The sequence below is a fragment of the Mycobacterium sp. GA-1285 genome (genome assembly GCF_001499905.1).
Taxonomy (GTDB): Bacteria; Actinomycetota; Actinomycetes; order Mycobacteriales; family Mycobacteriaceae; genus Mycobacterium.
This window is the reverse complement of record NZ_LQIS01000001.1, coordinates 48,550-70,976: the sequence shown is the minus strand read 5'-3', so window position 1 is coordinate 70,976 and position 22,427 is coordinate 48,550. Positions and strand designations below refer to the sequence as shown.

At 68.6% G+C, this 22,427-nt stretch carries 17 protein-coding genes and 1 pseudogene; 12 read left to right on the top strand and 6 right to left on the bottom strand.

All coding sequences use genetic code 11. The annotated features are described in order from the left end of the window. The first annotated feature begins 11 nt into the window (after positions 1-11). From AU193_RS00340 to AU193_RS00330, 3 genes are read left to right on the top strand one after another with little or no spacing between them, the layout of a single operon-like run. Entirely contained in the window at positions 12-1,190 is a 1,179-nt protein-coding gene (locus tag AU193_RS00340; RefSeq protein WP_064420360.1) for a bifunctional cobalt-precorrin-7 (C(5))-methyltransferase/cobalt-precorrin-6B (C(15))-methyltransferase, read from the top strand. Further along, on the top strand, positions 1,187-1,942 hold the full coding sequence (gene cobM / locus AU193_RS00335) for a precorrin-4 C(11)-methyltransferase (protein ID WP_064420619.1): 756 nt from the start codon (positions 1,187-1,189) through the stop codon (positions 1,940-1,942). The genes AU193_RS00340 and cobM overlap by 4 nt, the downstream gene beginning before the upstream one ends. Then, on the top strand, positions 1,942-2,667 hold the full coding sequence (locus tag AU193_RS00330) for a cobalt-precorrin-6A reductase (protein ID WP_064420359.1): 726 nt from the start codon (positions 1,942-1,944) through the stop codon (positions 2,665-2,667). Before cobM ends, AU193_RS00330 begins: the two co-directional genes overlap by 1 nt. Here AU193_RS00330 and AU193_RS00325 read toward each other — a convergent pair. Both AU193_RS00325 and AU193_RS00320 read right to left on the bottom strand, forming a co-directional pair. Further along, positions 2,651-3,721 carry a phosphotransferase family protein gene (locus AU193_RS00325; protein WP_064420358.1) on the bottom strand — a complete coding sequence of 357 codons (1,071 nt, stop codon included), beginning with the start codon at positions 3,719-3,721 and terminating at the stop codon, positions 2,651-2,653. The two genes, AU193_RS00330 and AU193_RS00325, sit on opposite strands and share 17 nt — an antisense overlap. A gap of 95 nt (positions 3,722-3,816) precedes the next feature. Continuing rightward, entirely contained in the window at positions 3,817-4,575 is a 759-nt protein-coding gene (locus AU193_RS00320) for a DUF2249 domain-containing protein (protein WP_064420357.1), read from the bottom strand. A 58-nt stretch (positions 4,576-4,633) separates the two neighbouring features. Here AU193_RS00320 and AU193_RS00315 point away from each other — a divergent pair, with 58 nt between their 5' ends. Genes AU193_RS00315 through AU193_RS00305 form a run of 3 tightly spaced genes read left to right on the top strand, consistent with a single transcriptional unit; the run spans position 4,634 to position 8,977 of the window. Further along, positions 4,634-5,332, top strand: coding sequence for a metalloregulator ArsR/SmtB family transcription factor (locus AU193_RS00315; RefSeq protein WP_064420356.1), 699 nt, complete (start codon positions 4,634-4,636; stop codon positions 5,330-5,332). Continuing rightward, on the top strand, positions 5,325-6,416 hold the full coding sequence (locus AU193_RS00310) for a hypothetical protein (RefSeq protein ID WP_064420355.1): 1,092 nt from the start codon (positions 5,325-5,327) through the stop codon (positions 6,414-6,416). The genes AU193_RS00315 and AU193_RS00310 overlap by 8 nt, the downstream gene beginning before the upstream one ends. Then, the gene (locus tag AU193_RS00305) at positions 6,413-8,977 is read left to right on the top strand and encodes a multicopper oxidase domain-containing protein (protein ID WP_064420354.1); all 2,565 of its coding nucleotides are present in this window, start codon (positions 6,413-6,415) and stop codon (positions 8,975-8,977) included. The genes AU193_RS00310 and AU193_RS00305 overlap by 4 nt, the downstream gene beginning before the upstream one ends. Here AU193_RS00305 and AU193_RS00300 read toward each other — a convergent pair. From AU193_RS00300 to AU193_RS00285, 4 genes and pseudogenes are all read right to left on the bottom strand, one after another. Continuing rightward, positions 8,965-10,428, bottom strand: coding sequence for a precorrin-2 C(20)-methyltransferase (locus AU193_RS00300; protein WP_064420353.1), 1,464 nt, complete (start codon positions 10,426-10,428; stop codon positions 8,965-8,967). The two genes, AU193_RS00305 and AU193_RS00300, sit on opposite strands and share 13 nt — an antisense overlap. Continuing rightward, the gene (locus AU193_RS00295; RefSeq protein WP_064420352.1) at positions 10,425-11,051 is read right to left on the bottom strand and encodes a precorrin-8X methylmutase; all 627 of its coding nucleotides are present in this window, start codon (positions 11,049-11,051) and stop codon (positions 10,425-10,427) included. The genes AU193_RS00300 and AU193_RS00295 overlap by 4 nt, the downstream gene beginning before the upstream one ends. 9 nt (positions 11,052-11,060) lie before the next feature. Then, on the bottom strand, positions 11,061-12,176 hold the full coding sequence (cobG, locus tag AU193_RS00290; RefSeq protein ID WP_064420351.1) for a precorrin-3B synthase: 1,116 nt from the start codon (positions 12,174-12,176) through the stop codon (positions 11,061-11,063). A 54-nt stretch (positions 12,177-12,230) separates the two neighbouring features. Then, a pseudogene (locus tag AU193_RS00285) lies at positions 12,231-13,164 on the bottom strand (TauD/TfdA dioxygenase family protein). Positions 13,165-13,296: 132 nt separating this feature from the next. Here AU193_RS00285 and AU193_RS00280 point away from each other — a divergent pair. The 6 genes from AU193_RS00280 (at position 13,297) to cobN (ending at position 22,408) form a co-directional block, all read left to right on the top strand. Next, positions 13,297-13,944, top strand: a complete 648-nt coding sequence (locus AU193_RS00280; protein ID WP_064420350.1) for an ABC transporter permease — start codon at positions 13,297-13,299, stop codon at positions 13,942-13,944. After that, positions 13,941-15,158 (top strand): ABC transporter ATP-binding protein, encoded by a 1,218-nt coding sequence (locus tag AU193_RS00275; protein ID WP_082682772.1) that lies wholly within the window; start codon positions 13,941-13,943, stop codon positions 15,156-15,158. The genes AU193_RS00280 and AU193_RS00275 overlap by 4 nt, the downstream gene beginning before the upstream one ends. Next, positions 15,152-15,925, top strand: a complete 774-nt coding sequence (locus tag AU193_RS00270) for an ABC transporter permease (RefSeq protein WP_371259120.1) — start codon at positions 15,152-15,154, stop codon at positions 15,923-15,925. The genes AU193_RS00275 and AU193_RS00270 overlap by 7 nt, the downstream gene beginning before the upstream one ends. Further along, a complete protein-coding gene (locus AU193_RS00265) occupies positions 15,922-16,887 on the top strand; it encodes a glycine betaine ABC transporter substrate-binding protein (RefSeq protein ID WP_064420348.1) in 966 nt (321 codons plus the stop codon). The genes AU193_RS00270 and AU193_RS00265 overlap by 4 nt, the downstream gene beginning before the upstream one ends. Before the next feature lie 63 nt (positions 16,888-16,950). Next, positions 16,951-18,408, top strand: coding sequence for an NAD(P)/FAD-dependent oxidoreductase (locus AU193_RS00260; RefSeq protein WP_064420347.1), 1,458 nt, complete (start codon positions 16,951-16,953; stop codon positions 18,406-18,408). Between the two features lie 481 nt (positions 18,409-18,889). Further along, the gene (gene cobN, locus AU193_RS00255) at positions 18,890-22,408 is read left to right on the top strand and encodes a cobaltochelatase subunit CobN (protein WP_216637262.1); all 3,519 of its coding nucleotides are present in this window, start codon (positions 18,890-18,892) and stop codon (positions 22,406-22,408) included. Positions 22,409-22,427: the final 19 nt, after the last annotated feature.

Sequence of the window (22,427 nt, the reverse complement as noted above, 5' to 3'; positions counted from 1 at the left end):
AGAGGACACCGATGATCGTCGTCGTCGGTATCGGTGCCGACGGCATGGCCGGGCTGTCTCTGTCATCGAGAGCCGAACTATCAAGGGCCACCGTGATATACGGCTCTCGGCGCCAACTCGAGCTGCTCGATGACAGCATCACCGCCGCGCGGCGGGAGTGGCCGTCACCGATGCTGCCTGCGCTGCGCACGCTGCTCGACGGGGCCGAGGGCGACGTGCATGTGGTGGCGAGCGGCGACCCGCTGCTGCACGGCGTCGCCAACTCACTGATCCGGCTGCACGGCCCGGACCAGGTGGCGGTGCTGCCGCACGTGTCCTCGGTGACCCTGGCCTGCTCGCGAGTGGGCTGGGCGGTGCACGACACCGAGGTCATCAGCCTGGTGTCGTCTGACCCGCACATCGCGGTGCGCCGCGGGGGCCAAGCCGTCGTGATGTCGCGCGACCGCGCCACTCCCGCCGCGCTGGCGCGCCTTCTGACCGACACCGGCCGCGGCGATTCCGAGGTCATCATCCTCGAGCAACTGGGCGGCTCCGCGGAGCGGCGCCGGACCGCGACCGCGCGGGAATGGGCGGCGCGACCTCCCGGTGACGTCGACGACCTCAACGTGGTCGCCGTGCGCTACCTGCCCGACGAGCGGCGACTCGGAGTGCTGCCCGACGACATGTTCGCCAACGACGGACAGATCACCAAACAACCGGTGCGGGCGGTGACAATGACCGCCCTGGCGCCGCGACCGGGCCAACTGCTTTGGGACGTCGGGGCCGGGTCGGGCAGCATCGCGATCGAATGGTGTCGCAGTGGGCCCGGTTGCCGCGCGGTGGCTTTCGAACGCGACGAGCGACGCCGCGAACGTATCGGCCGCAATGCCGTCGCATTCGGTGTGCGTGTCGAGGCGTTGGGCGGGGCGCCCGAGGCATTCGAGCAAGCGCCGCCGCCTGATGTCATCTTCGTCGGGGGAGGCCTCACGCAGCCCGGGTTGCTGGAGGCCTGCTTCGATCGGTTGCCGGCCGGGGGGCGGCTCGTCGCGAATGCCGTCACGGTGGAATCCGAAGCGCTTATCGGCCAATGGTTCTCGCGGCACGGTGGCGATCTGAGGCGTTTCGAGTATCAGCATGGTGAGCCGCTCGGCGGGTTCACGGGCTGGCGCCCCGCGATGCCCGTCACGCAGTGGGCGGTGACCAGGCGATGACCGTCTACTTCATCGGCGCGGGCCCCGGTGCAGCCGACCTGATCACCGTTCGGGGCCAGAGACTGCTGCAGCGCTGCCCGGTCTGTTTGTACGCCGGGTCGATCATGCCCGAGGATCTGCTCGCGCTGTGCCCGACGGATGCACGCGTCGTGGACACCGGCCCGCTGACACTCGATCAGATCATCACCGAACTCGGCGACGCCCACGCCGCGAATCTCGATGTGGCGCGGCTGCATTCGGGCGACCCATCGATCTACAGTGCGCTGGCCGAGCAGTGCCGTCGGCTCGACGACCTCGGTGTCGACTACGAGATCGTCCCCGGTGTACCGGCGTTCGCTGCGGCTGCCGCCGCACTGGGCCGCGAGCTCACCGTTCCCGGTGTGGCGCAGACGGTCACTCTCACGCGGGTGGCCACGCTGTCGACGTCGATGCCGACGGGGGAGGATCTGCGGACACTGTCGGCGCCGGGTGCCACACTGGTGTTGCACCTGGCGGCCGCGCAGATCGACACGATCGTTCCGGAATTGCTGGCCGGCAGCTACCACCCCGAAACGCCCTGTGCAGTAGTCGCATTCGCGTCGTGGCCGCAGCAACAGTTGGTGCGCTGCACACTGGCCGATCTCGCGGCTCAGACGAAAGCGGCGGGCATCACCCGCACCGCGGTGATCGTCGTCGGCGACGTGCTGGCGGCCGAGGGCTTCGCCGACAGCTACCTGTACTCGTCGGACCGGGTGCGGCGCGGGCGGCACTGATGCGAATCCTGTTGCTGGGTGGGACATCCGAGGCGCGGGCGCTGGCCGAGCGACTGCATCCCGACATCGAGGTGATCAGCTCCCTCGCCGGACGGGTGCCCGATCCCGCGCTGCCGGTCGGCGAGGTGCGTATCGGGGGGTTCGGCGGGGTCGACGGGCTGCGACGCTGGCTGCGCGACGAACACGTCGACGCCGTCGTCGACGCCACGCACCCGTACGCGGCCACGATGACCGCCCATGCCGCCGCCGCCTGCGCCGCGGTCGGGCTTCCCCATCTGGTGCTGGCGCGCCCCGCCTGGCCACCGGGCGACGCGATCGTCGTCGGCAACGACGTCGAGGCGGCGAAAACCGTTGCCGCCAAGGGTTTCGTCCGGGTATTTCTGACGACAGGGCGCTCCGGTGCGGCGGCCTTCAGGGACGTTGACGCGTGGTTTCTGATCCGCGCCGTCACCCCACCCGATGTCGAGGAGCTGCCGGCCAGGTATCAGCTCGTGCTGTCGCGCGGACCGTACCGCTACGACGACGAGCTCGCGTTGCTACGCGAGCACCGCGTCGACGCGCTGGTCACCAAGAACAGCGGGGGCACGATGACGCGGCCCAAGCTCGATGCCGCCGCCGAACTCGGCATCGCCGTGGTGATGGTGGACCGCCCGCCGCTGCCTGCCGGGGTGACGACCGTCGCATCGGTTCAGGAGGCGGTCGACTGGGTCAGCGGTAGGAGTTGATCAGCTCCATCGTCTCCAGTTCCCGGATGGCCCGGCAGCCGCGGCTCAGCATCGCCAGCATCATCTCGTCGCCGCGCTCGGTCGACGTGGCGAACGCGGTACCGAGCGCGACCAGCAGCGGCGCCTGCACCATCCCGAGACGGTAGTCCGTCCAACAGGTTTCGAGGTCGTAATCGGGAACGTCGTATATCAGTAGCGCCCGGTGATAACGCTCGATGAGATCGCGCTCGATCTCGGCGCGCACCGTCGGTTCGAGGCTGGTCGCGGTGAAGTACGCGAGGTCGCGTGCGGGTAGACCGATGCCGACGGTCTGCCAGTCGACCACCGTGATGCGCGTCCGCTCCGGGTCGAACAGCATGTTGTCGAGCCGGTAGTCGCCGTGCATCAGCGCGAACCGGTCGGGCTCGGCCATCAGCCATGGTGTCACCGAAGCCATTGCCGCGGTGAGGGTTTGCTGGTCATCAGCGCTGATCGACGCGCCGAGCCGGTCGATCACGATGTCGGCGGCCATCTTGCAGACGTCACCCATGCCCTTGGCCGCCTCGACGTCACCGGGCTTCGGCATGACGATCGCGGACAGGTCCATCCACTCGGTCGCGCACCAGCTCGGGCCGTGCAACCCGGCCAACGCTTCGACGGCCAGTCGCGCCTCGGTGGGGTTGCAGCCGGCGATCTGGTCGCCCTGCACCGCGGGGGCCATATCGGCGAGGAGCAGGACCACGTCGGTGCCATCGTCGGAGATGTCCTGATGGAAGCTGCGTGGGACGGGGATTCGCATGCGGTCGGCGATCAGCGAATAGAACTCGACCTCGGAGCGGTACCCCAGCGCCACCCGCTCACGCACCGCGTCGTCCTGCGCGGACAGCTTGACCGCGAACGACGCGGGCAGGTCGGTATCGCCGCCGTAGGTCGCCGACACTCGGTACGTGGCGCCGGTCTGGCCCGTTCCGATCGGCGTGACCTCGACCGTGTCGACGTCAGTTCCCAGCACTGATCCGAGCCACGCGGGCGTTACATCTTCGGGCCCCCGTGGAATGGCGAGTACGGATGTCACGCGCCGGACATTAACACCTTCGACCGTCGCGAGCGCTCAACCTTGTAAGGATCAAGCCGGGCCGATTCTGCACAGGGCTGAGCGCTCGCGGCGCGTCAGATCCGGGTGAGGCGAAGCCTCCAGGCCTCCGGTCCGCGTTCGATGTAGTCGAACGAGATCCGGCCGGCTGTGCGGTCGTGCAGCTGGTGTAGTAGCGGCACCGGGTCGTGAGGCGCGACCAGCACCATGCTGGCGCCGACCGGAACCGCGTCGAAAGCGCCGAATACCGTGGCGTGCCGGATCGAGTGCGGCACGTCGCGTACGTCGAGCACGGGTTCCTCGGCGTCGGCTCCGCAGCCGCAGCTGTGCCCGCCTTCGGCATGGTGGTGGCCGCCGATCAATTCGTGCATCCCGTCGAGGGCGTCTGCCAGCGATATGTCCGGGTCGGAGGCGACGATTGGCAGGATCCGGTCGTTCTCGTCGACGAGGTGGGCCTCGAACACGACCCGCAGCGCGTGCCCGGCCGCGGCCGCGCGCACGGGCGACTGCTCGGTGCGAATCCGGTCGACCAGACCGCCGATGACGCGGTGCGCGGCGATCATCGACTCGATCAGCGGCCGGGCCCGTTCGGTATGGGCGGCGGCGGGGTAGAGGCGGGCCTCTTCGGCTGTGGCGTGCGGCAGCAACTCGTCGGTCAGGAATTCGACGGCCGCGGCGCGCGCCGCTTCGAAACCGGCGCCGCGTTCGGCCGCCGACACCATCGCCTCCGTCAGCTCCTTGAGGTGTCCGGCCAGCTCAGCGTGGTGATTCTTGACCGTCTCGGCCGCCTCCGCGTCCGCGGGTGTGGTGGCGACGATCAGCTCGTTGACAGTCATGATGGATTCCTTTCGGCTGTGCTGGTCCTACAACTAGCAATTTACTACAATAATTTCCGTGGTAAATAGCGCATCGCCGCTCGGGCCCTCACCGGCGCGTTCGGCGACTGGTCCGGTGGCCTTGTCGGGGCAGCGGTTGAGGGTGCTCGAGCATGTGCGGGCGCACGCCCCGGTCCGCACGGTTGATGCGGCGGCGACGCTCGGGCTGCACCAGAACACCGTGCGCGAGCACCTGGACGCGCTCGTCGACCTCGGCCTCGTCGAGCGCGCCACCGAACCCGCCGCCGGGCGCGGCCGGCCCGCCGCGCTGTATCGGCCCTCGGCGGCCGATCCCGCGGTGCGGGTCCGTGACTATGCGGGTCTTGCCACCGCCCTCGCCGGACACCTCGCCCGCACCAGCGCCGACCCCGAACGCGACGCCCGCGCCGCCGGCATCGAGTGGGGGCGCGAGCTGGCCGACGAGACGGCACGCACCGACAGTGATGCGCGCCAATCGGTCCTCGATGCACTGGCCCGGCTGGGCTTCGCGCCCGACGACGAGGGTGCCGAGCGCGGGGTGGCGCTTCGGCGCTGTCCGCTACTCGACGCGGCCCGCCGCTACCCGAGCGTGGTCTGCCAGGTCCATCTCGGCATCGTCGAAGGGTTGCTGCAGAGCATCGACGCGCCGACCGGGCCCGGCCTGGACCTGCTCCCGTTCGCCGAACCCGGCGCCTGCCGGTTGTTCCTTCCTGATCCGGTGGTGAAAAACCATGGCTGAGAACCGGATTCCCGCTCGGGCACTGCTGCTGGTTCCCGGCGCATTCGCACTGCTGGCCGGGCTGGACGCGGGGCTGTTGCGGCTCGGACTTCCGGCTCCGATCGATACCGCGAGATTGGCCGACGCGCACGGGATTCTGCTGGTGCTCGGCTTCGTCGGCACCGTGATCGCGGTGGAACGGGCGGTCGCGTCGGGCCGGCGGTGGTGCTTCCTCGCTCCGGCGTTCCTGGGCCTGGGCGCCGTCCTGCTCGTCAGCCCGGCGCCGCGCCGCGTCGCTGACGTCGCACTGCTGGTGGGAGCCGGACTGCTCGTGGCGGTCTACGTGCCGCTGTGGCGGCGCAGCTGGGATGCGGCCGTGCTGGTGCAGGCGGCGGGCGCTGTGCTGGCGACGGGCGCGGCGCTGCTGTGGGCCGCCGGGCTGCCGGTGTCCGACCTGCTGGGCTGGCTGGCCGGATTCCTCATCCTGACCATCGCCGGGGAGCGCCTCGAACTGGCCAGGGTGGCGATGTTCGGCACGAACGCCGAAGTCCTGCTCGTCGCGTCGTCAGCGGCCGTGGTCCTCGGCGCTTTGGTTCAATTACTCTGGCCGACAGTTGGTTTCGTGCTGTTGGGCGGTGCGATCCTGGGCATCACCTGCTGGCTGCTGCGATTCGACATCGCCCGGCGCACGGTCCATACGACAGGGCTGACGCGGTACATGGCCGTGTGTCTGCTGGCCGGATACGCGTGGCTGGCGGTGCCGGGCCTGACGTGGCTGGTGGTGGGTCCCGTGCACTCCGGTGGCGGCTACGACGCGGTGGTGCACGCCGTGATGCTCGGGTTCGTGCTGTCGATGATCATGGCCCACGCACCGGTCATCATGCCTGCGGTGCTGCGCCGCCCGGTTCCGTACACCCCGGCGATGTACGGTCCCGTCGTATTGCTGCACGCATCGCTGCTGCTGCGGGTGGTCGTCGGAGACGTGCGCGGTGTGGAGTGGGCGCTGCAGGCCGGCGGGGTGCTCAACATCGTTGCCGTGCTCGCCTTCGCGGGGGTTGCCGTTCATGCGGCGACGCGCCGCCGGCCGATCGGGGTGCCGACATGAACCGCTCCCGGTGGCACCTGCGGGTCGGATCGATCGTATTCGCCTGGCTCACAGCACTTGTGGTGATTGCGATCGTTCACAGGTCCGTGCCGGCGTCGGGCTGGCTGCTGATCCATGTGCTCGGCCTGGGGGCGGCGGGTAACGCGATCCTCATCTGGAGCCGACACTTCGCCGATGCGCTTCTGCGTCGTCCGCCGGACTCCTCGCGGGCCGGGCAGGCCTGCGCCCTCGCGGTTTTCAACCTCGGCGCGGTCGCGGTGGTGGCCGGCATGGTCCTGTCCTTCTGGCCGGTGGTACTGACCGGTGGCATCGCGGTTGCGACCGTGGCGCTGGCCCACGCCGTCACTTTGGTGCGGCAGTTGCGCTCCGCGCTGCCCTCACGCTTCGGTGACACCGTTCGCTACTACGTCGCTGCCGCAGCGCTGCTTTCGATCGGGGCGGGACTGGGCGTGGCGGTGGCCAACTCGATGCTGCCCGGCACCCTGCACGACCGGTTCGTCATCGCCCACGCGGCGGTCAACTTGTTCGGTTTCGTCGGGCTCACGGTGCTGGGCACGTTGGTGACCCTGTGGCCGACGATGTTGCGCACCCGGATGGCCGACGGAGTCGAGGTTGCCGCCCGGCGTGGGTTACCTGGGCTGGTAGGGGGCTTGACGGTGGCTGCGTCGGGGGCGGTTGCCGGTTCGCCGGTGGTGACCGCCGCGGGAGCGCTCGGTTACCTCGCGGCGACGCTCTACGTGCTGTGGCCGCATCTCGACGAATTGCGGCGTAAGCGACCGGGAAGCTTCGCGACGCTGTCGGTGCTGTGCGGGGTCGTGTGGCTGGTGGGCTCGCTGAGCTACGCCGTGGTCGCCTTCGCCACCGCACCGACATGGCCCGGTCTGCTCGACAGGGCCGGTCCGCTCACCGTGGCGGTGCTCGCAGGGTTCGTGGTTCAGGTGCTGTTGGGTGCGCTGAGCTATCTGACCACCATCGTCGTCGGCGGACGCGCCGCTTCCATCGCGGCGACAACCGAATTGGAACGCGGCGCACCGTGGCGGCTCGCGGTCGCCAACTTCGCGCTTCTGTTGTGTGTGCTGCCGACGCCTAGCCTGCTGCGGTTGGCGGCGTCGGTCTTGGTGGTGACGTCCTATGCCGCGTTCCTGCCGCTGCTGGCCCGTGCGGTGTGGCGGGCACGCAGGCTCCGTGAGACGCCGTCGACGCCGGGACCGCCGCCGTCCGGACCGCCGGTGCGACAGCGGCTCGGCGTCGCCGCCGCCGGACTGGCCGTCGTCGTGCTCACGGCAGCGGCCGCGGTGGCCGCGGACCCGTCCGCGACCGGCGTCGCTCTGGCCCCGTCGGCATCGGTGCCCGCGACCGGACAGACCACACGGGTCGAGGTGCGCATCGAAGGAATGCGCTATGTGCCCGACAACATTTCGGTACCCGCCGGCAACCGCTTGGAGGTCACACTGGTCAACAGCGGATCCGACCACCACGACTTGGTGCTGTCGAGCGGGACCAGGACCGGCCGCATCGCGCCCGGAGAGCAGGCCGTCCTCGACGCCGGGGTGATCGGCGCCGACCTCGATGGGTGGTGCTCGATCGCCGGGCACCGCCAGATGGGCATGACCATGTCGGTGCGGGCGGATGGAACACACCATCCGGGACACCATGAGGCGGCGCCGGAATCGATCGCCGGGGACGACGTCGCGCGCAGCCTCACCACGCGGCCGGGCCCCGGCTTCAATCCGCGTGACGCCGCCTTGGCCGCCGCGACGCCCGACCACCGCATCACGCTGACGGTCACCGAGACGACGCGGGAGGTGTCACCGGGAATCACGCAGCGGCAGTGGACATTCGGCGGCTCGGCGCCCGGACCGTCGCTGCGGGGCAAGGTCGGTGACGTCTTCGAGGTCACCCTGGTCAACGACGGCACGATCGGGCATTCGATCGACTTCCACGCCGGGGCGCTGGCCCCGGACGTATCCATGCGCACCATCCCGCCCGGCGAACGCCTGAGCTACCGGTTCACCGCGACCCGTGCCGGCGTGTGGATGTATCACTGCTCGACGATGCCGATGTCGGTGCACATCGCCAACGGCATGTTTGGAGCGGTGATCATCGACCCGCCGGACCTCGCCCCCGTGGACCGCGAATACCTTCTCGTGCAGTCCGAGTACTACCTCGGCCCGCCGGGCGGCGAGGTGGACGCCGACAAGGTCGCCGCCGACAAACCGGACCTGGTGGTGTTCAACGGCTACGCCAACCAGTACGACCACGCTCCGCTGACTGCACGCACCGGGGAGCGGGTCCGAATCTGGGTGCTGGCGGCCGGGCCGAACCGGGGCAGCTCGTTCCATGTCGTCGGCGGCCAGTTCGACACCGTGTGGCACGAAGGTGATTACCGGCTGCGACCGGGTCCCGGCGGCGCGCAGACCCTCGGATTGTCAGCGGCCCAAGGCGGTTTCGTCGAGCTGAGCTTCGAACAGCCCGGGCGCTATCTGTTCGTCACCCACGCGATGGTCGACGCCGAACGCGGCGCTCACGGGATCATCGAGGTCACCGGTCACTCCGGATAGCGCCTCGGCGTGAACACCCGGTCGCCATCGTCGGTGTACCACTGCGTCTGCGACGACCCGATGATCAGCAGGCAGCGCATGTCCACGTCGGCGGGATCGAGGTCGGCCAGGCGTACCACCTTGATCTCCTCGCGGGGGCCGGAGACGTCGCGGCCGATGACCACCGGGGTGCCCGGATCGCGGTGCTCGAGCAGCAGATCGCGCATCGCACCGACCTGCCAGGTTCTGGTCTTCGACGCCGGGTTGTAGACGGCGAGCACCAGGTCGGCCGCCGCCGCCGCCGTCAGCCGGGCGGCGATCACATCCCACGGTTTGAGCCGGTCCGACAGCGAGATCACCGCGTAGTCATGGCCCAGCGGTGCGCCGACCCGGCTGGCGACCGCTTGCGCGGCGGTCATCGCCGGGACCACCCGCACCGAGACCCCCGGCCACTGCTTGGCCTCCTCGAGCACCGCGGTCGCCATCGCGAAGACACCCGGATCGCCGGAGGACACGACTGCCACCGCCCGCCCCTGTTCGGCCAGTGTGCAGGCCAATCGGGCGCGCGCGGGTTCGTCGGTGTTGTCGCTGGGGTGCTTGCGCTGGCCGGTCCGGTTGCCGACCCGGTCGAGGTAGGGGCGGTAGCCGATCAGGTCGGTGGCCGCGGCGAGTTCACGACGGCACTGCGGGGTCATCCAATCGGTGCTGCCCGGGCCGAGTCCGACCACGGCGACGCTGCCGGCGGGCGCCTCGCGATCGCGTCGGCCCGGCAGCATCGCCAGCGAGAAGTACGGGACGGTGGCGTCGTCTACTTCGCCTGCGGCCAACACCCGCTGTTGCGGAGTGCTGGCCCGTTCGACGTAGAACGCGTCGTCCAACCGGCCCGTTGCCGAGAGTGCCTCGCGCACAACCGGATACGAACGCCCGAGCTTGAGCATCACCGCGGCGTCGGTATCGGCGAGCCGGCGTCGCAGCTCATCGGCCGGCAACGTGCCGGGCAGGATCGTCAACACCTCGTCGCCCTGGACGAGGGGAGTGGCCACCGCCGCGGACGCGGCACTGACCGACGTCACCCCGGGCACGATGACCGCGTCGAACCGTTCGGTGAGCCGGGTGTGCATGTGCATGTAGGAGCTGTAGAACAGCGGGTCACCCTCGGCGAGCAGCGCTACGTTGCGGCCCGCCTCCAGATGGGCGGCAATACGGTCGGCGGCCTCGCGGTAGAAGTCCTCCATCGCCCCGGCGTAGCCGCCGGGGTGGTCGGTGGTCTCGGTGGTGACCGGATAGACCAGGTGCTCTTCGATCTGACCGGGCCGCAGGTACGGTTCGGCGATACCGCGCGCGATGCTCTTCCCGTGTCGCGCGCTGTGGTACGCCACGACATCGGCCTCGCCGATCACCCGTGCCGCCTTGACTGTCACCAGCTCCGGATCGCCGGGACCCAGCCCGACGCCCCATAGCGTGCCCCTCATTCCCGTTCCGTCGCAATCGCATTCACCGCCGCGGCGGCCATCGCGCTGCCGCCCCGACGGCCCGTCACCACGAGATAGGACATCCCGCGGGGGCGGTCGATGAGTTCCTGTTTGGACTGCGCCGAGCCGACGAAGCCGACCGGACCACCAAGTACCGCCGCGGGAGTCGGGGCGCCCTCGTCGAGCAGTTCGAGCAACCGGAACAACGCGGTCGGCGCGTTGCCGATCGCCAGCACCGCACCGCCGAGCCGGTCGGCCCACAGGTCGACGGCCGCCGCGGAGCGGGTGGTGCCCAGGCGGGCGGCGAGGTCGGCGGCGCGCGGGTCGGCCACCAGGGAGACCACCTCGTTGTCGGCGCGCAGCCGGGACCGGGTGATCCCCGCCGCGACCATCGACGAGTCACACAGCACCGGGGCTCCGTCGGCCAGCGCGGTGTGGGTCGTGGCGACGACGTCATCGCGGTACGCGACGTGGTCGGCGACGTCGACCTGACCACAGGTGTGGATCAACCGCACGACGACGCGGGCGACGTCGTCGGGGAATCGCGTCAGATTCGCCTCGTCGCGGATCATCGCGAATGACTGCCGGTAGATCTCCCCGGCGTCGCGGATGTAGTCGAGCACGCGATCACCCTACGGGTGAGCGTCGCGCGTCCGGTATCCGTCTCCGGTTGCCACCAGCACCTCACCGGTGGGCGGGCTACCGCAGGCCCGGTCGCATCCGACGAAGTGGCGGTGGCTCGCGCTCGGTTGCGCCACCGCGGCCGCGGCGTCGGCGCGGACGTCGGCCCGCGAGTGCTCACAGCCCGGGCTGCCCGTGCACGCGCTGACCGACAGCCAGGGCGAGTTCTCGTCGAACACCAGGCCGAGCGGCGCAAGAACGCGCAGCGCGACGTCGGCGACGTCCTCGGCAAGGTCGAAGACGAGCACCGAACGCCACGGTGTGATCACCAAAGGCGCTCCGATCGCGGCGAGCAACTCCGCTGTCCGGGCGGGCAGCACGCCCAGCGGAACGGCGGCACCCAACGCGATGCGGCCGTCGTGCTGTTCGAGCCAACCGACGGGCGGCCGGGTTACAGCAGGCCACGTCGCGCCGGGCGGCACGGACGGCGACAGTTCACCCAGGAGACGACCGGTATCGGTGAGTTCGTTTACGCGCCAAGCATTTCCGCGTATAGCGGCGAATCGCCTGGCGACGTCGACCATCGTCGGCACCGCTGACCTCCTCGGCAGCCGGACACCGGTGTCGCGCCCGGCCAGCAGCAGCGCGGCGTCAGCGGCCCCGAAGTGCACGCCGACGTCGGGGGCCAGACCCGAGATGTCGCCGCGCCCGTCGTCGATGCCGAACAGGAACCGGCCGGGCAGCGCAACGAGTTCGGCGTCGGCTCGGATGGCGTCGTCGAGTTCGGTGATCAGCCCGCGGATGTCGGCGGTCGAGCCCGCCCGTCCCGACAGCGGTGAGGCGACGATGTTGCGCACACGCTCGTGCGTTGGCGAGGGAAGTAGTCCGGCCGCCGCCGCGGCCTCGGCCACGGACCCGGTGTCGGTGACGCCGCGGATCTGGAGGTTGCCCCTCGACGTGAGTTCCAGCGTGCCCGCACCGCAGTCGACGGCCGCGCGTGCCAGCGTCGTCAACTGCGCCGCGGTGATCATTCCACCCGGCAGCCGCATCCGCGCCAAGGCGCCGTCTGCCGCCCGGTGCACCTGCAGCGCACCGGGGCAGGCGTCTCGATCGCGGGTCCTGGCCACGAGTTCACGGTAGCCCCCTCGTGCCGCCGTCAACACAGGCAGTGCCGGCGATGATCAGCTGGCCAATGCCGCTTTTCCCAGCGCACCGACCACCGCGGAATATGCCGAGGCGTCGCCGGGCGATGGCGCGGCTCGGCCTGCCGTGGATGTCGACCGGGATGTCCCCGGCCAGGGTGATGCGGTTCAGCCGGCGGTACTGATCGTCGTAGTCGGCGACGGCGTAGTGCTGGGTGGCGCGGTTGTCCCACACTGCGACGTCGCCGAGCTGCCAGTTCCACCGAATCGTGTGCTCCAGCTTGGTGACTCGTGCCTGGAACAAGTCGAACAGGGTGGCCGACTCGGTGGATCCCAGCCCGACGAACTTCTTGACGAAGTGGCCGAGCAGCAGCACCCGCCTGCCCGTCTCGGGGTGCACACGGACCACGGGATGTTCGGTTTCGTAGTAGTCGGAGACGAATTCGTCGCGGTACGACCGCTGCTCGGCGGTGGGTGAGGCGTCCGGTTCGTCGTGCAGCGTGGCGTAGTCGTACTGGTTTGTGTGCACGGCCCACAGGTTCTCGGCCAGGGCACGCAACGGCGCCGGAAGGCGCTCGTAGGCCGCCTCGGTGGACGCCCACGTCGTCGTTCCGCCGTAGGGGGGCAGGGTGATGGCGCGCAGGATCGATGCCTTCGGGATCCGGTCGACGAACGTCACGTCGGTGTGCCAGCTGTTGGCCTTGTCGTAGCGGGAATCGATCGGCAGGAAGCGGCCCTCGCGCGAGGTCACCGTCGGGTGCGCGGCCGTCGGGGTGCCCAACGTCTGCCCGAAGGCGAGCTGACCGTCATCGTCCAGACCGTGCTGGTCGCGGAAGAACAGCACCTTGTGTTCGAGCAGCGCGGAGTTGATCGCCGACGCGGTTCTGGCGTCGACGCCGGTGCTGAGGTCGACGCCCTCGATCCGAGCGCCGATGTGGGCGCCGAGCTTGACCACTCGCAGAGATGACGGCACGTGGGCACCTCCAGATGCATGAAACGTGGTGATCACGTTCGCTGCCGGGATGCGCGACGCCAACCGTTCGGCTCAGCACGAATCGAACAGGGCGACTGTTTCGGGTCGATCAAGATCGGGTAGCTCACCGCCGTGAGGGCACTGTGGGACTACATCACCGCCCACCAAGCGCAACTGGCGTTCGACTCCTATCAGCACGTCAGCGCGGTCGTCCAGAGTGTCCTCATCGCGACGATCGTCGGAGTGGCGATCGGTGTGCTGACCTACCGCAATCGCTTGGCGGCCAACCTCGCGACCGCGACATCCAGCGTGATCCTGACGGTCCCGGCGTTCGCTCTGCTCGGGTTGCTGATCCCGTTGTTCGGTCTCGGTGTGGTGCCCAGTGTCGCCGCGCTGGTGCTGTACTCGCTGCTGCCAATCGTCCGCAACACGATCGTCGGGCTCAATGCGGTCGACCCCGCGCTCACCGACGCGGCGCGGGGCATCGGGATGAGCAGGCTCGACACCCTGGCGCGGGTGGAGCTGCGGCTGGTGTGGCCGTCGATCCTGTCCGCCATGCGGATCAGCACGCAGATGTCGATGGGCGTGCTGGCGATCGCCGCCTACGTCAAGGGACCGGGACTGGGCAATCTGATCTTCACCGGGTTGGCGCGGGTGGGCAGTCCGACGGCCCTTCCGATGGCGCTGACCGGGACGTTGCTCATCGTCGTCCTCGCGCTCGCACTCGATGCGCTGCTGGTCCTGGCCGGCCGCCTCACCACGTCGAAAGGTGTTCGATGACAGGGTATTCGAAGGGAGAGCATTCGGCGACAGAACAAACCGCTCTCGACGACACGGCCTCGAACGACGGCACCGGGGTGCGCATCGTGCTGGACCATGTCTCCAAGGTTTACCCCGGCTCCGACAAGCCCGCCGTGGACGATGTGTCGCTCGAGATCCCCGCGGGCGAGATCGTCGTGTTCGTCGGCCCGTCCGGCTGCGGGAAGACCACGATGATGCGGATGATCAACCGGCTGTCCGAGCCGACGTCCGGCACGATCATGATCGGCGACAAAGACGCGATGTCGATCCGCCCGACCGAACTTCGCCGCTCGATCGGCTACTCCATACAGCAGGCCGGGCTGTTCCCGCACATGACGATCCGGCAGAACGTCGGCCTGGTACCCGGATTGCTGCGCTGGGACCGCAAACGCATCGCCGCACGGGTCGACGAACTGCTCGACATGGTGGGGCTGGAACCCAGCCAGTACGCCGACAGGTACCCACGTCAACTGTCCGGCGGGCAGCAACAACGCGTGGGTGTCGCGCGCGCGCTGGCCGCCGACCCTCCGGTGCTGCTGATGGACGAACCGTTCGGTGCCGTCGACCCGATCACTCGCAGCACGCTGCAGGACGAACTGCTGCGGTTGCAGGGCGAACTGCGCAAGACCATCGTCTTCGTCACCCACGACTTCGGTGAGGCCGTCAAGCTCGGCGACCGGATCACCGTGCTGGGCAACCAGTCCAAGGTGCTGCAGTACGACACACCGCAGAACATCCTGGCCAGTCCCGCCGACGAGACGGTCGCCGGTTTCGTCGGCTCCGGCGCGTCCCTGCGCCAACTGGGCCTGATGCGGATCAAGGACGTCGAGCTGCGACCGCATCCGTCGGTGCGCCAGACCGATTCGGTCGACGACGTACGAAAAGCATTGGCGCTCAGCGAGTTCGATTGGGCCGTGGTGCTCGACGAGCGTGAGCGCCCGGTCAGCTGGGTGCGGGAGAGCAAGCTCGAGCACGCGACCGCGCTGGCCGACGTCGTCGAATCGCTCGACGTGCTCAGCACCCAGTCCACCCTCGAAGACGCTTTGGAGGCCATCCTCGCGCAACAGCATGCGTCGGCCGTCGTGGCCGGGCCGGGCAGCCGGTACGCCGGCGTCGTCACGCTGGACACGCTGATCGACACGATCACCTGGCTACGCGCCGCTGCAGAGGCCGGCACGGACGGACGATCGTGACCGCGATCGCGGAATCCGCGCAGTCGGCGCGCGCCGACCCGGGCGAACGCAAACGACTGCTCATCCAGCCGGTCCTGGTGCTGATCACCGCCGCCGCCGTGGTGTTCTGGGCGTTCAACCGCGACCTCACCGCCACCCAGCAGGAGAACATCAACCCCGGCAACATCGCCACGCTGATCTGGCAGCACCTGTTGATCACCGCGGCGGTCACCGCGATCGTGCTCGCCATCGGCGTTCCGCTGGGTGTGCTGGTCACCCGCCCCGGCGCGAAACTGTTGCGCCCGTTGTTCATGGGTGTGGCCAACATCGGCCAGGCGGCACCGGCGATCGGACTGCTGGTGCTGCTGTTTCTGTGGACCGGAAGGACCGGATTCTGGATCGGCGTCCTTCCGATCGCGCTGTACTCCCTGCTGCCGGTGCTGGCCAGCACCATCCTCGGCATCAACCAGGTGGACCGGTCGCTGGTGGACGCCGGTCTGGGACAAGGCATGTCGCGACGCTCGGTGCTGACGCGGGTCGAGCTGCCGCTGGCGATCCCGTACATCCTGGCAGGACTGCGCACGTCGCTGGTGCTCGCCGTGGGAACCGCCACGCTGAGCTTCCTCGTCAACGCCGGTGGACTGGGCATCCTGATCGACACCGGATACAAGTTGCAGGACAACGTGACCCTGATCCTCGGCAGCGTGCTCGCGGTGTGCCTTGCCCTGCTGGTCGACTGGTTGGGCGGGTTGGCCGAGTTCTATCTCAACCCCAAGGGCCTGCGATGATCCGCCGCACGATCGCCGTACTGGCCTGCCTGGTGCTCACCGGCTGCGGGCTCGGCGCGGGAAGCACCGTGCCGCTCAAGGTCGGTCCGGGTTCCATCCAGCCGGTCGCCGCACTCGAGGAAGTGCGAATCACGGTGGGCTCCAAGGAATACACCGAACAGGTGATCCTGGGGTACATCCTGGAGTTCACCTTGGCCGCCGCAGGCGCCGACGTCCGCGACCTCACCGGCATCGTCGGTTCGCGCAGCACCCGGGAAGCTCAGCTGTCGGGCCAGGTCGACGTCGCCTACGAGTTCACCGGCAACGCATGGATCAACTACCTCGGGCATGAGAAGCCGATCCCCGACAGCCGCAAGCAGTTCGAGGCCGTCCGCGGCGAGGACCTGGCCCGCAACGACATGGTGTGGTTGCCGCCCGGACCGATGGACGACACCTACGCGCTGGCGGCCAGCAGGGCGGTCGTCGAACGGACCGGCGTGCGCACGCTTTCGCAGTATGCCGAGCTGGTCAAACGCGATCCGGCAGCGGCGCGTACGTGCGTCGACACCGAATTTCGGGCCCGCCAGGACGGCTACCCCGGAATGGCCGCAGCCTACGGATTCGACCCGGCGCGCGCGCAGACGCCGGTGCTGCAGGTCGGCATCATCTACCAGGCCACAGCGGACGGGACGCAGTGTGACTTCGGGGAGGTCTTCACCACCGACGGCCGCATCGCCGCGCTCGACCTCGTCGTGCTCACCGACGACAAGCAGTTCTTCGCCCACTACAACCCGTCGGTGACCATGAAACGCGCCTTCTACGAAGCACATCCGCAGATCGCAGAGGTCACCGCGCCGGTGACGGCCGCGCTGACCAACGACGCGATCATGGAGATGAACAAACAGGTCGACGTGGAGGGCCGCGACCCGAGCCAGGTCGCGCGGGACTGGATGGTGGCCCAAGGTTTCGTCACCGTCCCATAGCCCCGATTGCCACGACAACCGCGCTGGTCAGGCGTACCCTTCCGGTAGCCGAAGGGGGTCGCGATGGCAGAGAAACGTGCGGTAAAGGTCGCGATCGTCGGCGCCGGAATGTCGGGAATCTGCATGGCGGTGAAACTGCAGGACGCCGGCTTCGACGACTACGTCATCTATGAGGCGACCGACGAGGTGGGGGGAACCTGGCGGGACAACACCTATCCCGGATTGACGTGTGACGTGCCGTCGCGCTTCTACTCGTATTCGTTTCAGCCGAATCCGGGGTGGTCTCGGCTGTACTCGCCGGGGGCGGAGATCCAGTCGTACTTCCATCAAGTCGCCGCCGACCGGGATGTCATGCCGCACATCCGGTTCGGCACCCCGGTCGAATCGGCACGCTACGAGCGTGGCCGGTGGGTGCTTACCACCGCAGGGGGAGAAGAGGATTATGACGTGCTCATCACGGCGACCGGCGTCTTGCGAGTGCCGCGTTATCCCGACATCCCTGGGTTGACGAACTTCGCCGGACCTCGCTTTCACTCCGCCCGTTGGGACCATTCGGTTCTCCTACGAGACAAGCGCATCGGTTTGATTGGCACCGGTTCCTCCGGTGTGCAAATCGCCGCCGAACTCGGCGGCAAGGTCAGACGGCTTGTCGTTTTCCAGCGCACACCCCAGTGGGTGTTTCCGACTCCGAACCTTCGCTACTCAAAGCTCACGAAGACGCTGCTGCGTCGCTGGCCGCAGTTATGCATGATCGGATATCGATTCTGGCAGAACGTATTCGAGCGTATCCCGGCACGCGCAGTCGTCGAACCAGGCTGGCAGCGACGGGTCATGGTGGCGCTGTGCCGACTGAATCTGCGGTTGTCGGTGCGAGATCCCGAACTGCGCCGCAGGCTCACACCGAGCTATCACCCGCTGTGCAAACGGCAAGTCTTCGCCGGTCATTATTACCAATCGCTGCAGAAGCCTGGCGTGCAGGTCGTGAGCGATGCCATCGACCGCATCGAGGCGACGGGCGTGGTCACCGCGGACGGGACGCACCACGAACTGGATGTGCTCGTGCTGGCCACGGGGTTCGACGCCCACGCCTACGTTCACCCGATGACCGTGATCGGCGAGCGCGGGTTAACGCTCGAGGAGGCCTGGGCCGAGGGTCCGCACGCCTACCGGTCGGTCGCAGTACCGGGCTTCCCAAACATGTTCATGCTGATCGGGCCACATTCGCCGATCGGCAACCAGTCGCTGGTGATCATCGCTGAGACCCAGGCCGATTACGTGCTGGCATGGCTGAACCAAATCCGCCAGGGCGGTCTCGTCGCGGTGGGTCCGACCGACATGGCGACCAAGGAGTACAACGAGGACATGAAAGCCGCTATGCCACAGACGGTTTGGGTAACCGGCTGCAGCAGCTGGTATCTGGGGAAAGATGGCCTCCCCGAACTTTTCCCGTGGCGGCCCGAGGAGCACCGCAAGCTGTTGCACGCGCCGGTACCCGCCGACTTCGAGATCCAGTCCACCTAACGTGACGGCGGTCACACTAGAACCTCTAGTGATCCGTGCCACACAAGTCGGTCTCATATCGACGCTGACGTCGTAAGTTCCGGGTTACTGCACGTGTGTGCAGTAAGCGTCAGGAAGGAACGACGATGTTCGAACTCATCGTGTTCGGTGCTCTTCTGGTCGTACTCATCGCCGCCCTCGGGTTGCCTTATCCGCAGAGCACATACGGCCGCTGGAACCGCCGCTAGCCCACCTCCACACGGATGATGCCGCGAGGGTGCGTGTCTGCTTCGCGACACGCCGCGAAATCTCGGCATCACCGCACGCTCGTCGCCCACTGACCGTGCGCAAACTGTCGCGGTGGCGCGGAGTGTCCCGCGCAGACGTGCACCGTCGGCGCACGGGGAGTGGGCAGGAAAGCGGCGTGGGGTAGTAATGGGGGGTGGCTCAGCCGTCTCGCGACCCCGCCGTCTTGCTCCTGTCCACCTCGGACACCGACTTGATGACGGCCCGGTCCACCGGCGCCAACTACCGGTGGGCCAACCCGTCCCGGCTGGTCGACGGTGAACTCGGCGAACTGCTGCGCGGTGCCGACATCGTGGTAGTGCGCATCCTCGGCGGCTACCGCGCCTGGCAGGACGGCATCGACGAGGTGGTGGCCTTCGGTGTGCCCGCCGTCGTCGTCAGCGGCGAGCAGTCGCCGGACGCGGAGTTGATGCGGCACTCGACCACACCGGCGGGCGTCGCGTTGCAGGCCCACGTCTACCTGGCTCAGGGCGGCGTCTCGAATCTGCGCCAGTTGCACGCGTTCCTGTGCGACACGCTGTTGATGACCGGCTTGGGGTTCTCCCCGCCCGAGAGCACACCGCTGTGGGGCGTGGTGCCCCGCGACGGCGGCGACGGCCCGACCGTCGCGGTGCTGTACTACCGCGCGCAGCACCTCGCGGGTAACACCGCCTACGTCGAGGCGCTGTGCGACGCGATCGAGGACGCCGGCGGTCGTGCGCTTCCGGTGTTCTGTGCGTCGCTGCGCACCGCCGACGCGGAGCTGCTCGAACTGCTCGGCACGGCCGACGCACTGATCACCACCGTGCTCGCGGCCGGTGGGGCCACACCGGCGACCGTGTCGGCCGGTGGCGCGGATGACACATGGAACGTCGCGCACCTCGCAGCACTGGACATCCCGATCCTGCAAGGGTTGTGCTTGACGAGCCCCCGGTCGCATTGGCAGAACAACGACGACGGGCTCTCGCCGCTCGACGTCGCGACACAGGTGGCCGTGCCGGAGTTCGACGGCCGCATCATCACCGTGCCGTTCTCGTTCAAGGAGATCGACGACGAGGGCCTGACCTCGTATGTGCCCGATCCCGAACGCTGCGCGCGAGTCGCCGGGCTGGCCGTCCGACACGCGCGCCTGCGCGCAATCCCGGTCGAGGACAAGCGGATCGCCGTGGTGTTCTCCGCCTACCCCACCAAACACGCCCGCATCGGCAACGCCGTCGGGCTCGACACCCCGGCGAGCGCCGTCGCGCTGCTGCGCGCGATGCGCGAGCACGGTTACCGCATCGGCGACGTGCCGGGCCTCGACGCCGGCGATGGGGATGCGCTCATCCACGCGCTGATCGAACGCGGCGGCCAGGACCCCGACTGGCTGACCGAAACGCAGGTCGAGAGCAACCCGATCCGGGTGTTGGCCAGGGAGTATCGCGACTGGTTCGCGACGCTGCCCGCCGAGCTCACCGAAGCGATCGTCGAGCACTGGGGCCCGCCGCCGGGGGAGATGTTCATCGACCGAAGCGCCGATCCCGACGGTGAGATCGTCATCGCCGCGCTGCAGGCGGACAACGTCGTGCTGATGGTGCAGCCGCCGCGCGGTTTCGGCGAAAACCCCGTCGCCATCTACCACGACCCGGATCTGCCGCCCAGCCACCATTATCTGGCCGCGTACCGGTGGATCGAATCGGTGTTCGGCGCGGACGCGGTCGTGCACCTAGGCAAGCACGGCAACCTGGAGTGGCTGCCGGGCAAGACTTTCGGCATGTCGGCGGCCTGCGGATCCGATGCCGCGCTGGGCAATCTGCCGCTGATCTACCCGTTCCTGGTCAACGATCCCGGTGAGGGCACCCAGGCCAAGCGTCGCGCACACGCGACCCTCGTCGACCACCTCATCCCACCGATGGCGCGTGCCGAAACCTACGGCGACATCGCGCGTTTGGAGCAGCTGCTCGACGAACACGCCAACGTGTCGGCGCTCGACCCCGGGAAACTCCCCGCGATCCGCCAGCAGATCTGGACGCTGATGCGCGCCGCGAAGATGGACCACGACTTGGGTCTCGAGGAGCGCCCCGAGGAGGACTCCTTCGACGACATGCTGCTGCACGTCGACGGCTGGCTCTGCGAGATCAAGGACGTCCAGATCCGCGATGGCCTGCACATCCTCGGCCAAACACCAAGCGGCGACGACGAACTGGATCTGGTGCTCGCGGTACTGCGGGCCCGCCAGTTGTTCGGCGGCGAGCAGACAGTGCCGGGCCTTCGCCAGGCGCTCGGCCTGGCCGAGGACGGCCGTGACGAGCGCGCAGCTGTCGACGCCACCGAGGCGAAGGCCCGGAAACTGGTTGCCGCGCTGCAGGACTCGGGATGGAACCCCGAGGCCGTCGACACGCTGACCGACAACCTCGACGTCGCCGCAGTGCTCCGGTTCGCCGCCACCGAAGTGGTGCCGCGGCTCGCAGGCACGGCCGAGGAGATTCCGCAGATCCTCCGAGCGCTCGACGGGCACTTCATCCCAGCCGGCCCGTCGGGATCACCGCTGCGCGGGCTGGTCAACGTGCTGCCCACCGGGCGGAATTTCTACTCGGTCGATCCCAAGGCGGTGCCGTCGCGGCTGGCGTGGGAAACCGGTGTGGCGATGGCGGATTCGCTGCTGGCCCGCTACCGCGACGACTACGGCGACTGGCCCCGGTCGGTCGGCCTGTCGGTGTGGGGCACGTCGGCCATGCGGACCGCCGGTGACGACATCGCCGAAGTGCTCGCGCTGCTCGGGGTGCGTCCTGTGTGGGACGAGGCGTCCCGCCGGGTGATCGCTCTCGAACCGATTGCGCTCGCCGACCTGGGGAGGCCCCGCATCGACGTCACGGTGCGCATCTCCGGGTTCTTCCGAGACGCGTTCCCGCACGTCGTCACGATGCTCGACGATGCCGTAGCGCTGGTCGCCGGCCTCGACGAAGCAGCCGAGGACAACTACGTCCGTGCGCACGCCCAAGCCGACCTCGCCGAACACGGTGACGAACGTCGTTCCACCACAAGGATTTTCGGTTCCAAACCGGGGACGTACGGCGCCGGGCTACTGCAACTGATCGACAGTCGCAACTGGCGCGATGACGCCGACCTCGCCCAGGTGTACACGGCGTGGGGCGGATTCGCCTACGGCCGCGGATTAGACGGAGCTGCCGCCAGTGATGATATGAGCCGGCAATATCGCCGGATCGCGGTGGCGGCCAAGAACACCGACACCCGCGAACACGACATCGCCGACTCCGACGACTACTTCCAGTACCACGGCGGCATGATCGCCACCGTGCGGGCGCTGACCGGTAAGGATCCCGCCGCCTATATCGGTGACAACACCCGGCCCGATGCCGTGCGGACCCGCACCCTGTCGGAGGAGACCACCCGGGTGTTCCGCGCGCGCGTGGTCAACCCGCGCTGGATCAACGCGATGCGCAGGCACGGCTACAAGGGCGCCTTCGAGATGGCCGCGACGGTCGACTACCTGTTCGGCTATGACGCGACCGCCGGTGTGATGGCCGACTGGATGTACGAGCGGCTTTCGGCGGAGTACGTGCTAGACCACGAGAACCGCAAGTTCATGGCCGAGTCCAATCCGTGGGCGCTGCACGGTATGGCCGAGCGACTCCTGGAGGCCGCCGACCGCGGCATGTGGGTCGCACCCGAACGGGCGACGCTCGACGGATTGCGCAGGGTGCTGCTGGAGACCGAAGGCGACCTCGAAGGCTGATCTCGCGGCGCGGCGCAGT

Bases quoted from the DNA above. Each gene is read 5' to 3' on its own strand.
- AU193_RS00320 (WP_064420357.1), bottom strand. From the start codon at position 4,575: ATGACTGTCAACGAGCTGATCGTCGCCACCACACCCGCGGACGCGGAG.
- cobN (WP_216637262.1), top strand. From the start codon at position 18,890: ATGACGGCCCGGTCCACCGGCGCCAACTACCGGTGGGCCAACCCGTCC.
- AU193_RS00330 (WP_064420359.1), top strand. From the start codon at position 1,942: ATGCGAATCCTGTTGCTGGGTGGGACATCCGAGGCGCGGGCGCTGGCC.
- AU193_RS00340 (WP_064420360.1), top strand. From the start codon at position 12: ATGATCGTCGTCGTCGGTATCGGTGCCGACGGCATGGCCGGGCTGTCT.
- AU193_RS00310 (WP_064420355.1), top strand. From the start codon at position 5,325: ATGGCTGAGAACCGGATTCCCGCTCGGGCACTGCTGCTGGTTCCCGGC.
- cobM (WP_064420619.1), top strand. From the start codon at position 1,187: ATGACCGTCTACTTCATCGGCGCGGGCCCCGGTGCAGCCGACCTGATC.
- AU193_RS00265 (WP_064420348.1), top strand. From the start codon at position 15,922: ATGATCCGCCGCACGATCGCCGTACTGGCCTGCCTGGTGCTCACCGGC.
- AU193_RS00300 (WP_064420353.1), bottom strand. From the start codon at position 10,428: ATGAGGGGCACGCTATGGGGCGTCGGGCTGGGTCCCGGCGATCCGGAG.
- AU193_RS00275 (WP_082682772.1), top strand. From the start codon at position 13,941: ATGACAGGGTATTCGAAGGGAGAGCATTCGGCGACAGAACAAACCGCT.
- AU193_RS00305 (WP_064420354.1), top strand. From the start codon at position 6,413: ATGAACCGCTCCCGGTGGCACCTGCGGGTCGGATCGATCGTATTCGCC.
- AU193_RS00260 (WP_064420347.1), top strand. From the start codon at position 16,951: ATGGCAGAGAAACGTGCGGTAAAGGTCGCGATCGTCGGCGCCGGAATG.